We start from the raw sequence: 13,046 nt of genomic DNA on the forward strand, positions 1-13,046 counted from the left end.
GCTAAAAGTATTAAAAGGTTTTAATTATTAAAAGTGTTTTTGACTTTTTATGATTCTGCAATCAGAAAATCTTTTATAACATCTGTAATCAAATCAGAATGTGCGGTCTTCTCGATTTTTATAACGAAACCAAACATTATGATATGGCCAATAGCGGACAATTGTAACTTTTTATATCAAAAAGAGATTCCCCATATAGCTATTGTATTCATAGAAAAAGTAAATAAAGGCAACCCACATATTTTTTATATAGGGTTGCCTTCTACTAACTACAAAATTGATGCTTTAAATTTATTCAAACAACCTCCACTCGCTTAATTGAAGTGCATCACTCCCATTATTTGCGGTTATGTTTATTCTATAAAACAAATATGGTGTTGTATTGGATACCATGAACGTTCTTGTTTGGTTTCGCTCACTAAATGCTTCCCCATTTCTAGAATCTAAAACGTCCCATGTGTTTCCGTCCATAGAACCTAGCAGTTCCCAGTCTACAGGATCCCTATCCGGTGCATCGTTCCCGGAAGTTAATGCATATTGAGTAACTGTTCTTTCCCTGGTTAGTTCCTGTTGCAACCAAAAGTCAGAAGAATAACTTGCTAGATATTTGGTATTGGCATTATCATCAATAAGTTTTAAGGAACCTTCTGCCCCTTCGGCGCCATTAGCGTTCTCATTGCTAACATTAAGTGTTGCATTTATGGTAACATCTATTGGAGCAGATGGATCGATCATTTCCAAACTCAGTAATCTCCACTCACTTATTTGAACAGCATCACTCCCTCCGTTTTTAGTTATGAACAAACGATAATACAGATAGGAATCTTCGTTTTCTACAACAAATTCCCTTGTTTGGTTTCTATTTGAAAATGATTCTCCAGATCTAGTGTCTAAAGTAGTCCAAGTAGATCCATCGTTCGAAGCTTGAAGCTCCCAATCGATTGGGTCTCTTTCGGGCGCATCGTTCCCCGATGTCAATGTATATCTATTTACCACCTGTTGCGAAGACAGTTCTTGCTGCAACCATAATTCGAAATCTGAAGGCAGTCCTCCTACCAAAAACTTGGTATAGATATCGTTATCGACCAATTTTAAAGACCCTTCTCCTCCATCTGGTCCGTCTCCATTATCTTTGCTTACGGTAAGTGTTGCATCGGTGGTTAAGTCTACCAATTTTGAAGTAGGGTCGAATGGATAATTTAGGTTCGGGTAATCTGTCCTGGCTTGCAATAATTCCTGCTCCCACTCGTCTGTCCATCCGAAGGCATTTTCTGCCATTGGCTGTAAGTCATCCCCGGTAGCACCGCTAAAAAAGTGAACAAATTCTCCCATGTTCATATCTCCATCATATGCTTCTCCGCTTTTTTTATAGTATTGCGACAATACTTTGAAAAAATTATTGAAGACTACTGTTCCATTATATGTTTCGTATAGTGGATAAAACCAATCCCTAAACCAATATGTGTCTGGTGAAGGAAATGTGCTTGCACTGTTTATGGATGTATCGTATATACGTGAAGCATCATCGGTTAATTCTAAAGAAGTATACATATCGTACCGGAAAATTTCTGAAAATTTATCCTGCCAAACAGCATGTGCAGGCGAGCCTAAGGTTTCATATGAAGAATTTTCCACGATTTCGCTCAGCAATGAAGTAGGAACGTCAAGATTTGTCGGGGACATCTCGATTCCTTCAACAGAAAAATCTATCAAACTCCTAAAGGAAGTTTCTTCGTTAAAATAAGTACTAAAATATGGGTCGGAGTCCAGATCCTGATGTATGGCCGCATACAATCGGGCGCTTTCATTTCCAAATTGCCCATATTTACTGAGTATATGTTGCCAGGAATCACTTAAATAAGCATAAGGCCAGGTCATCTCCCTATCTACTTCATCTCCGTAATAAATGGCTATGTAAGAATCGAAGTACTTTCTATTGAGTTCTGCGGAATGGTCATTCCAATTTTCGGTTATTCCCCTTGGTGGGGCTCCCGGCGGATCGTCGTTGATAACGGAGTCTGGATAACCATCCAGTGAAAAAGCATCGTCTTGGTTGCAAGAAACCAACATGGCAGTAATGAATACTACAACAAAACCAGTTTTATATAAAATATTTTTCATTTGTCTTTTTTTAATCGTTTATTCAAATTACAGGGTCTTTGGCATATTGCTCCCATAATTGATTTAATCCCAACCCTGTGTATTTTTTCCACAGGCTTTCAGAATATGTATGGCTTCTTAGATGTTTATCTAATTTTTTTACAATTCTTTTGTCATGATTTTTCTCGACCCAAAGTAAAAACCGCGCCGTTACCCTATAACTATTTGTATAGTTTTGCGATTTGTCAAACTTGGGCAAAGACCAATTTGCAGCTTTATTATTTAACCCATAAACAGCACGCACATAATCTGCTATTCCCTCTGTTAACCACGATGGGCCACTATTGTTGGGGTATGCTTGAATTAAGTGCATTATTTCGTGTGTCATTAGATCAACATCGTTTGGCTTTTTATGCATCCAGTCTGCACTTACCACAATTTTATTGTCTGAGGCATATGCAACGCCTTTGTATGCTGTATCTATTTCGACCTCAAAAGATTTTGTTGCTTTTGGGTTGAACTTTTTTAGAAGCTTGGGATACACGGCATTTATTATTTCCTTGAACTGTAATTCCAAATCGTTGCCCAAGGTTTTATCCTGGTTTACATATAAAATTTCTATTTTACTTTTTTGTGCATGCCCCAAAAGAGGGATCAATGCCAATGCAATACCTATGTATGTTACTATTTTAACAATCTTCATTTTATCGTTTTTTTACCATCCTGTGTTTTGCTGTAAGCTTGTATTGCTATTAAGCTCGTCCTGAGGTATTGGCCATAGGTAATGGCGTTTTTCAAATACACGTTCTTCAAAAATGATTTTATTGTAAAAATCGGCTTCTTCCCTTGCATTTATATCCATTGAATGAAATGGGCCTGCAAAAGCATCTTCGGCAATTTTCCAGCGTCTGGCATCAAAATAACGTACACTTTCAAAGGCTAGTTCTATCCTACGTTCTTTATGAATGGCTTCTCTCATGGCCTCTTGACCGCTTGGTGCCGCAAGTGCATCTGATCCATATGTTGGAATTCCTGCTCTTTCCCGTATCAAATTCAAATAAAGTAATATGTCTGAGTTTCCAGGATCGTATTCATTAAGGGCTTCTGCATAATCCAGATAGAGTTCGGCCAACCGTAACATCGGGATGCTCCGTTCGGTATTCCTCCAGTCTCTTGGCGGAACATTTTTTCTTACTATATACCCTGTTGGCGGATAATCGTTGGCACCGGCTTGCCTTCCAGAATTCCCACCATACCAAGTGGTGGTAATAACATTCCCGAAATTTCTATTGATCCATAAACTATTATTATAGGTTACCCCTACATAAAAACGGGGCTCTCTATTTACCCATTGGTTAAAAGTGGCCCTGGATTCAAAATCGAAAGGTGCTTGAAAATCTGAAAAACCTTCGGTAACATATCCAGATTCTGGATCGTCAATTGAACGCCCATTTGACATAAAATATGCATCTACCATTTCTTGGGTAACACTTAACCCTCCGGCTCCCCTTACTTCTGTAGGATATCCTAAATGATATGGTGTTACATCGTAATGATATGCAATCCCTCCTCTTGGCCTTGCATATATCATTTCTTCATTGTAATCATCGTACATTACATTTCTGGTTGACAGATATGGGTTGTAATCTCCGTTATCGTCATATACCTTGTATAGATTGTATGTGTTAGGAACATACTCTTTAATAAATTGTTTTGCTGCATCTGCTGCTAATTTCCATTTGTTAACATCGTATGTCTGGGGTATCAATGCTTCGCCTTCAGCATTCACCAAATCGGCATAATCTTTATTACCATTAAAAAGTGGACTTGCATAAAACAATAATACTTTTTCTTTTATTGCCATTGCAAAAGGCTTACTCATCCTTCCGGCCCTGTCTCCTTTAAAGGCTTCTTCTGCCAAAGCTTCGCCACCTGCATCCAATTCGCTAATAATATAATTCACGCATTCTCCCATTGTATTTCTACGCAGCCCTAATTCATTAAGGTCTGCATCTGGTGCAATTGGCTCGTCTCCCATGAGTAGCACCGGACCATAGAGTCGAATTAAATTGTAATAAAAGTAAGCACGGAGCACTCTGGCTTCGGCTACCAATCTATTTGAAATTTCGGGCGGGCAATCCTGACATTTATCAATGTTTTGAATAAATGTAGACGATGATCTAATAGCCCTGTAAAAGTTGGACCACAGTGTACTTACATGCCCTGTTGTTGGGTTCCAATCGCCAATGTTCAATGCATTTCCTAAGTGAAAAGACCATACATACTCGGCTTCATCGGAACCGCCAATCCATGGTCCTGAATTATTTGCCGTATACCTTTGATCCAATTCACTTGGAATCTGGTCGTATATTGCTGCTAAATATTGTTCAACAGTACTCCTCTCTGAGAAGGTTTGATCAAAAGTTAACCGATCGTCCGGCACTTGATCCAAAAAGTCATCGTTACATGAAAATACCGACAAAACCAAAAAGGTGTACAGTACTCTCTTTATCATTAAATTTTTATGTTGTAATACTTTCATAATCTTCATTTCTAAAATAAAACATTAACACCCATTGATACTACAGAAATATTGGGGTAAACCCCTCCATTGCCTGTATTTAGTTCAGGATCCCAAAGGTCAAAATCGCTAATGGTAAATAAGTTGGTTCCACGAACGTAGAATCTCGTATTCCCCAAGCTTAACTTATCGGAAATATTTTTTGGAAGCGTATAGCCAATTTCGGCTGTTTTTAGTCTTAAAAAGTTAATTTCCCGTAGCCACCATGTACTTCCTTGCGTATTGTTATTTTGCCCCAATCCCGTATCTCCGTATGACAATCTGGGATATAGTGCATATGGATTGTTGTTTTCCGGGGTCCATCTATCTTCGGCAACCGTATATAGGTTTCCGGTACCGCCACCGCCAACAAACGGTTGGATTCCACTTCCGCCAATCATTCTGTCGGCTTCGTTTTGGCCTTGAAAAAACAGGCTTATATCAAAACCTTTATAATCGGCGGTTATTCCAAAACCATAGGTAAGTGCCGGCACATCGCCCTGACCAATTTCTTTTTGGTCATACGAGTCTATTTTCCCATCGTTGTTCAAATCTTCGTACTTGATATCCCCCGGCATTATTTGCCCGAATTGTGTAGGGAAATCTCCATCGTCTGGGGTAATAAACCCATCGCCATCAGTATCGTCTTCTAGTGTATACAGGCGTTCTGCCACATACCCAAAATTTGCCAGCAATGGAGTTCCTCTTTTATCTTGCCATTCGTATAACTGTTGCGGCTGCCCATTTTCAATAATTTCATTTCGGTTGTAAGAAAAGTTCCCCCTTATTCCCACATTTAATTCCCCGAAGGATTTTCTGTAGTTTAGAGAACCGTCAAAACCTTTGTTTTCAACAATTCCTAAGTTTCCATAAGGGTCGGAATAAAGACCGATATAATTTGGCAAATCCCCTCTTTGCAAGAAAGCGCCCTTTGTGTATTCTTTAAATACATCAAAAATAATTTGAACGCTATTGTCCAATACATTCAATTCTATTCCTAAATCTTGTTTTCTGGCTTCTGCCCAAGTAACATCTACCCCATAATAGGTTTCCCGGATTCCATTAGTAAACTGTGGACTTTCTCCAAAATCAAAACCCCAGTCGTCGTTTTGTTCTACCCTACTTATGTATAAAAACCTATCATTGTCGTTATTAGTAGTTGCAGATCCAACTTTACCATCAGAATACCGAATTTTTAAATAATCGATAACCCCTGATAAAGGCTCAAAAAAATCTTCGTTGGAAATAATCCAACCAGCTGCAAATGAAGGAAAGAATCCATACCTGTTTGAAGGCGCAAAATTCTCAGATCCATTATAACCGGCATTGACTTCAACAAAATATCTATCATCATAGCTATAGGTAATCCTACCTGCCAATCCTTGATTTCTATATGGAATTGAAGCCGTGAAATTATCAGCAAACGCATCTACATAATCGGTCCTGTTGAAAAGCAATAAACCTCCAAAACGATGCTTATCAAAAGTACGGTCGTAATTAAAGGAAGTTTCCAGGTAAAACCTTCTATTCCCTCCATTACTATTATCATATCCTAAAAAGTTTTGCCCCGTAAAGGTTTCGTTCAATAGTAAAGCACCATCTTCTGTATACGGAAAGTTTTGATCGACAAAATAAGTGCTTTCGCGTTTACTTCTGTTTATAAACTGCTCGTTATAGGTATCAAAAGCAAACATCCCTGTCCAAGACAATCCTTCTGTTAAGAAACTAAGTTCTTGGGTTACCCTTAAATTTGAATACATCTGATTTTTGTTTTCATTTTGATACCCTCTTCTGGCAACATCTGCATAGGGGTTACGCAGGCCACCATTAGAACTTTTCCCCGGCACATAGCCTCCGGGATAAAGTATAGGATACTCAACTGGGGGCGCTTCCATGGCGGCACTAAAAACCGAACCGACACCCGCTCCCGGATAGGTTCCTTCTGATAAATATCCTTGAATTCCTATGTTAACCTTTGTGGTCTTGGTAATGTCTAAAGTTAAATTAGAGGTAAAGTTGTATCGCTTAAACCGTGTATCCGAATTATAGCTTTCCAGGCCATCGGTTATAAAAAGGCCTGTTTCGTCATAATACCCAAGAGACACGTAGTACAATGCATCTTCTGCACCACCGGTTACATTTACCGATGCCCTTCTATTCCTACCGTAATCTTTAAATACAGCATCCATCCAATCTACATCCGGATATAAAAACTGATCAACATTATTTACGGTATTTTGAATGTAATCTTCGGCATATTTAGGCTCTTGCCCCCTTGTGGTTAATGCTTCGTTTGCCAAACGCATGTACGTTTCGCCATTGGCAAGGTCTGGCAATCTTGTAAAGAAGGTAAATCCTTCATTATAATCAATAGAAACCTCGGGTTTTCCTATTTCACCTCGCTTGGTTTCAATCAATATAACACCATTTGCCCCTCTAATACCATATACGGCAGTTGCAGAAGCATCTTTCAGTATGGAAAATGAAGCAATGTCCCGAGGGTCTAGATTATCTAGCGAACGTTCAACACCATCTACTAAAATTAATGGGTTCGAGTTACCAAAGGTAGAAATACCCCTTATCCAGATGTCTGCACCATCGTAGCCCGGTAATCCATCACGTTGTACCCCGGTTAACCCGGCGACCCTTCCGGCCAACATGGTACCAATATTAGCCACTGGCTGCTCCAAGTCTTTGGCCTCTATTGTGGATTGTGCCCCAACAACGCTAATTTTCTTTTGTTTGCCATACCCCACAAGCACAACTTCGTCTAGCGACTGTAAATCGTTTTGCAGTGTTACTTTAATAGCGGTTTGGCCCCCAACAACTATTTCTTGAGATTTCATCCCGACATAGGAGAAAACTAAAATAGCACTTTCAGAATCGACCGCTATGGTGTATTTACCATCAAAGTCGGTTTGCACCCCGTTTGTGGTATTCTTTTCCATAACAGAAGCACCTGGTAACGGCATTCCTGCATCGTCGTAAACAACTCCTTCTATTTCAATTTTACCTTCTTGTTGTTGAAAAGCAAAAAGCGGGTTGGTAAAGGTCATAAGAATCATTAAAGTACTTACTGTCCTCAGTAATAGATTCTTTTGTAGTTCTGTTTGTGTAAATACTATCGCTAATAGATAGATAATTTTACTAAATCGATTTAGTAATTTCATTCATTTTTCAGGTTTAAGTTAAGTTAGTTATGTGTTTACAAAGTGTGAAAATTAACTAAAACGTTTTAGTTGGCAAAATTTCAAAACAACTTTTTTGACAAAAAATTAAATTATCCTTAATTATAAGGCCTTAAAAAGGTTTATTAGGCAGTATTTTAGCAGGATTTTTGATAATAAATAAAGGTCACAATTACTTTTTCATTTATTTCACCATTAATAAGTATAGATGAAAACTTAATGATTATTTTTACCCTTATCTAAAAAACCAACCTTAATGAAACTAATTACAATTACCGGCATTTTGCTGATGTTGTTTTCATGTTCCAAAACATCCAACGCCCAAGACAAAGAGCAAGAACCTAAACAAGATCAAAATGAAGAACAAGATACCGGCCCCAAGCTTGTTTGGGAAGAAAATTTTGACGGGGACGCTCTAGATGAAACCTATTGGAATTTTGAACTAGGCAATGGCTGCCCGAATATATGCGGATGGGGAAACAATGAAAGGCAAATCTATACCAAACAAAACCACCAAATAAAGGATGGCTTTTTAACCATTACGGCAAAGTTGGAAGACAGCACCTATACCTCTACCCGGATTACCACTAAAGATAAATTTGAGTTTACTTACGGAACCATTGAAGCAAGGGCCAAATTGCCTATCGGCCAAGGGATATGGCCCGCTTTTTGGATGCTGGGCGCAAACATTGATGAAGTAGGCTGGCCAAGTTGTGGCGAAATAGATATTCTTGAATATGTAGGCAAAGAACCCGATATGGTTTACACAACCATCCACGTGCCAGACACCTATGGCGATAAGGCCAGCTCTAAAAAGACAAAATTTGAGGATATTGAAGATGGGTTTCATACTTTTAAGGCACATTGGACCCATGATAAAATTGAATTTTATGTTGATGACCAATTGGTGTATACCTATGCCCCACCGCATAAAACAATAAAAAACTGGCCTTTCGACAACCCGGCCTTTATAATTGTGAACATGGCCGTTGGCGGAAACTTTGGTGGCCCCGAAGTTGACAATGGTATTTTTCCGCAGGAATATGTGGTAGACTATATAAAAGTTTACCAAGATTAAAAAAACGCACAAAAAAACCCGGTGCACCGGGTTTTATAACTTTTACTTCAAAGAAGTATGTTCGTTCTAATTATAGATCAGCTTTAGCAGCAGTAGTATCTACAGCTTCTTCAACGTTATCCATTGCTTCTTCAGCAGCTTCCTGAGTGTCCTCGGCAGCTTCTTCAATAGCAGCGCCTGTATCTTCGGCAGCATCTTGTACATCGTCAGCAGCGCTTTCTACTGCATCTTCTGTTTTTTCTTTAGTAGTTTCTTTACAAGAAGTTACTGTTAAACCCAATGCTAATACTAGAGCTAAACTTAAAATTACTTTTTTCATGGTTCTTTTGTTTAATTATTTACTTAAATTTTGCAACACGAATGTAGTAATATATTTCATTCGTTAACAAATAATTTCATAACATTTTTAACATAATTAAAAATATTGTAAAAATCATTTAAGTAATTTACGAATGTAATAGCCTATTTGGATCTTTGCCCCCTTATTTTTATTAATAAATGCCTTGTTTTTCTGTCCTGAATCGTACAAAACCGATTGGTTTTCAAGTAGATGGTTTAAAGTGCTGGAAAATTCACCTTTTGTGCTTACCGGTATAATCCCGCCCAATGCTACAAGCTGTTCGGCCTCAACAAACCCTTTGTAATTTTTCCCGATAATTACGGGAATACCAAAAACCGCGGGCTCCAATGTATTGTGCAAACCTGTACTGCCCACGCCACCGCCAACGTATGCAATGGTTGCATAACTGTATATTTTGGTGAGTATGCCAATGGTATCGACTATAAAAACATCGTAATCAGATATGTTTTTCTCTTCTTTTTCTGAATACAATACCGTTTTTTTATGAATGTTTTCCCGTAACTTTTGTATGGATGAAGGCTGTACCGTATGCGGTGCAATAATATATTTTATGTTTTTTTTGGCGTCCTTGTTTATATAATCAACAATTAGTTTTTCGTCTTCGGGCCACGTGCTCCCTGCTACAAAACACAAATTATCGTCTACAAATCCTTCAAGAAATTTAAGTGTGTTGTCGCGATGTAATATTTCCTCTACCCTATCAAAACGGGTATCGCCACTTACGGTTGTGTTTCCAAACCCAATATGTTCCAACAATAGCTTGGAGCTTTCATTTTGGACAAAAAAGTGATTGAACGTTTGAAGCGACTTTCTCATAAAACTTCCATACCAATGAAAAAAAGCCTGATTTTCCCTAAATATTCCCGAAACCAACAAAGTAGGGATGCTTTTTCTTTTTAAAGCTGAAAGGTAATTAGGCCAGAATTCATATTTCACAAAAATGGCCAATCGTGGGCGGACCGTTTCCAGAAACCTAGTTGCATTGTTTGCCGTATCTAACGGAAGGTAACAAACAACATCGGCAACCGGGGTATTCTTTTTCACTTCGTAACCGGAAGGAGAAAAAAAAGTAACCAGGATTTTATGGTCCGGAAAATCCTTTTTGGCTTGCTCAATAAGTGGAAGACCTTGTTCAAACTCGCCTAAAGATGCCGTATGGAACCATATTACTTTATCATCGGTCCTTATGTTTTTGGCCAACATATCAAAAACAATTTTGCGGCCCTCGACAAAAAGCTTCAACTTATCATTGAACAGGGCGGCAATTTTTAAAAAAAATCCCGTTATATAAACCAGTATATTGTACAAAAAAAGCACTTTATTCCTTTTGTCGCTAAAATACGTTACTTTCTGTTAATACATTGGCTACGGTAACTTTATTTTGTAATTTTGTTGTATACATTAAGAACGATCTTCATGAAGAAAATACAGATGGTTGACTTACAGGGTCAATATAGTTTTATAAAAGAACAAGTAAACAATTCCATAACCCAAGTTTTAGAATCTGCAGCATTTATAAACGGCCCCGAAGTTCATGGTTTTCAAAAAGAACTGGAAGATTATTTAGGGGTTAAGCATGTTATTCCCTGCGCCAATGGCACCGACGCACTCCAAATTGCCATGATGGGGCTTGGGCTTGAACAAGGCGATGAAGTAATTACAGCCGATTTTACCTTTGCGGCCACCGTAGAAGTTATAGCATTGCTTAAGCTTACGCCCGTTTTGGTAGATGTAGATCCAGACACTTTTAACATAAACATAGAAGCGCTCAAAAAAGCAATAACACCAAAAACCAAGGCTATTGTTCCGGTACATCTTTTTGGCCAATGTGCCAATATGGATGCAGTAATGGAAATTGCAGAAGAACACAACCTATTTGTTATAGAAGACAATGCACAGGGAATAGGTGCCGATTATACCTTTAAGAATGGTACATCCAAAAAATCGGGAGCCATTGGCCATGTTGCGGCCACTTCTTTCTTTCCTTCTAAAAACCTGGGCTGTTACGGAGACGGGGGAGCCATTTTTACCAACGACGATGCTTTGGCACATATGCTCCGCGGAATGGTTAACCACGGCATGTACGAGCGTTACCATCATGACGTAGTGGGTGTAAACTCCCGTTTAGACTCTATACAGGCTGCTGTTTTAAGGGCCAAACTCCCTCTTTTAGATATGTATAACAAAAAAAGAAGGGAAACTGCCGTAAAATACACCAATGCACTAAAAAACAACACACATATTATTACACCGGTTCTGGCCAACGGGAAACTGGAAGCCGATAACAATCACCACGTTTTTCACCAATACACATTGCGCATTACCAATGGAAAACGGGACGGATTGGTGAAATTCCTTAACGAAAACGGAATTCCATGTGGAGTGTATTACCCTATCCCTTTGCACAAACAAAAAGCCTATACAGACAATAGGTATAATGAAGCCGATTTTGCGGTTACCAATCAATTGGTAAAAGAAGTAATTTCGTTACCGATGCACACCGAACTGGATGATGAACAAATTAATTTCATTACCGGTAAAATAAACGAATTTATTAACTAACCTTAAAAATAAAAACTGAATTAATGAAAATATTAGTTACCGGAGGACTTGGTTTTATAGGATCCCATACGGTCGTAGAGCTTCAAAACAAAGGATTTGAAGTAATCGTGATAGACAACCTCTCTAATTCTTCTTTGGATGTACTAGACGGCATAACGGCCATTACCGGGAAAAAACCTTTATTTCAGAAACTTGACCTTCGCGAAAAAAATGACGTTTCTGCTTTTTTTAAAGAGCATACCAATATTGCTGGGGTAATACATTTTGCGGCCTCAAAAGCAGTGGGCGAAAGTGTGGAAAAGCCATTATTGTACTACGAAAACAATATAAGTACGCTTGTATATTTATTAAAAGAGCTTGCAACAAAAGAAAACGCCCCTTTTATATTCAGTTCCTCCTGTACCGTATACGGACAAGCAGATAAATTACCCATTACCGAAGATGCCCCGGTAAAAAAGGCAGAGTCTCCATACGGAAACACCAAGCAGATAGGGGAAGAAATTATTCAGGACACCTGCAAAGTACACCAAACAATCAAAGCAATTTCATTGCGCTATTTCAATCCCATTGGTGCACACGAAAGCGCAAATATAGGCGAACTTCCTATTGGGGTCCCACAAAACCTCGTTCCGTTTATTACACAAACCGGAGTGGGAATAAGAGAGCAACTTTCGGTTTTTGGGGACGACTACCCTACTGAAGACGGTACCTGCATTCGCGATTACATTCATGTCGTGGATCTGGCCAAGGCCCATGTAGTAGCACTAGAGCGCCTTATTGAGAATAAAAACAAGTCTAATTACGAAGTCTTTAACGTTGGAACGGGAACAGGAAGCTCTGTTCTGGAAGTCATTAACAGTTTTGAAAAGGTAGCAGGCAAGCCCCTTAATTACAAAATAGTAAACAGGCGCCCCGGCGATGTAATTGCCGCATATGCCGATACAGCCAAAGCTAATGACGAACTAGGCTGGAAAGCCAAATCTTCTCTGGACGAGGCCATGGATTCGGCTTGGAAATGGGAACAAAAAGTGAGGGAAAAGTAAATAAACAAATAAAATATTGAAAAGTCAGTTTTGAGCCTTTCTGTTATGCTTAAACTGACTTTTTAGGTTATTCCTTTCAGCAAAATACAATTATAATTCCTCTAAGAAAGGATTACTTTCATATGAAAGTTCGATAAACTATCTTTGCAGGAAA

General features: G+C 38.7%; 9 protein-coding genes. 3 read left to right on the plus strand and 6 right to left on the minus strand.

The annotated features are described in order from the left end of the window. Positions 1-291: 291 nt before the first annotated feature. Genes UXI14_RS04385 through UXI14_RS04400 form a run of 4 tightly spaced genes read right to left on the minus strand, consistent with a single transcriptional unit; the run spans position 292 to position 7,830 of the window. Entirely contained in the window at positions 292-2,121 is a 1,830-nt protein-coding gene (locus tag UXI14_RS04385) for a discoidin domain-containing protein (RefSeq protein ID WP_335965036.1), read from the minus strand. Positions 2,122-2,143: 22 nt separating this feature from the next. Continuing rightward, positions 2,144-2,803, minus strand: a complete 660-nt coding sequence (locus tag UXI14_RS04390) for a basic secretory protein-like protein (RefSeq protein ID WP_335965037.1) — start codon at positions 2,801-2,803, stop codon at positions 2,144-2,146. 12 nt (positions 2,804-2,815) lie between these two features. Further along, a complete protein-coding gene (locus tag UXI14_RS04395; RefSeq protein ID WP_335965038.1) occupies positions 2,816-4,615 on the minus strand; it encodes a RagB/SusD family nutrient uptake outer membrane protein in 1,800 nt (599 codons plus the stop codon). 38 nt (positions 4,616-4,653) lie between these two features. Then, positions 4,654-7,830 (minus strand): TonB-dependent receptor, encoded by a 3,177-nt coding sequence (locus UXI14_RS04400; RefSeq protein ID WP_335965039.1) that lies wholly within the window; start codon positions 7,828-7,830, stop codon positions 4,654-4,656. A 274-nt stretch (positions 7,831-8,104) separates the two neighbouring features. Here UXI14_RS04400 and UXI14_RS04405 point away from each other — a divergent pair, with 274 nt between their 5' ends. After that, the gene (locus UXI14_RS04405) at positions 8,105-8,926 is read left to right on the plus strand and encodes a glycoside hydrolase family 16 protein (protein ID WP_335965040.1); all 822 of its coding nucleotides are present in this window, start codon (positions 8,105-8,107) and stop codon (positions 8,924-8,926) included. A 70-nt stretch (positions 8,927-8,996) separates the two neighbouring features. On the opposite strand, the gene UXI14_RS04410 is transcribed toward UXI14_RS04405, so the two are convergent. Together UXI14_RS04410 and UXI14_RS04415 are read right to left on the minus strand one after the other, a co-directional pair. Further along, entirely contained in the window at positions 8,997-9,245 is a 249-nt protein-coding gene (locus tag UXI14_RS04410; RefSeq protein WP_277900229.1) for a hypothetical protein, read from the minus strand. A gap of 114 nt (positions 9,246-9,359) precedes the next feature. Beyond that, positions 9,360-10,604, minus strand: coding sequence for a glycosyltransferase N-terminal domain-containing protein (locus tag UXI14_RS04415; RefSeq protein ID WP_335965041.1), 1,245 nt, complete (start codon positions 10,602-10,604; stop codon positions 9,360-9,362). Between the two features lie 99 nt (positions 10,605-10,703). Between UXI14_RS04415 and UXI14_RS04420 the strand changes: the two genes are divergently transcribed. Both UXI14_RS04420 and galE read left to right on the plus strand, forming a co-directional pair. After that, on the plus strand, positions 10,704-11,849 hold the full coding sequence (locus UXI14_RS04420; RefSeq protein ID WP_335965042.1) for a DegT/DnrJ/EryC1/StrS family aminotransferase: 1,146 nt from the start codon (positions 10,704-10,706) through the stop codon (positions 11,847-11,849). 23 nt (positions 11,850-11,872) lie between these two features. Beyond that, positions 11,873-12,892 carry a UDP-glucose 4-epimerase GalE gene (galE, locus tag UXI14_RS04425; protein ID WP_335965043.1) on the plus strand — a complete coding sequence of 340 codons (1,020 nt, stop codon included), beginning with the start codon at positions 11,873-11,875 and terminating at the stop codon, positions 12,890-12,892. The last annotated feature ends 154 nt before the right edge of the window (positions 12,893-13,046 follow it).

It is taken from the genome of Galbibacter sp. PAP.153 (assembly GCF_037029175.1).
GTDB classification, from domain to species: Bacteria; Bacteroidota; Bacteroidia; order Flavobacteriales; family Flavobacteriaceae; genus Galbibacter; species Galbibacter pacificus.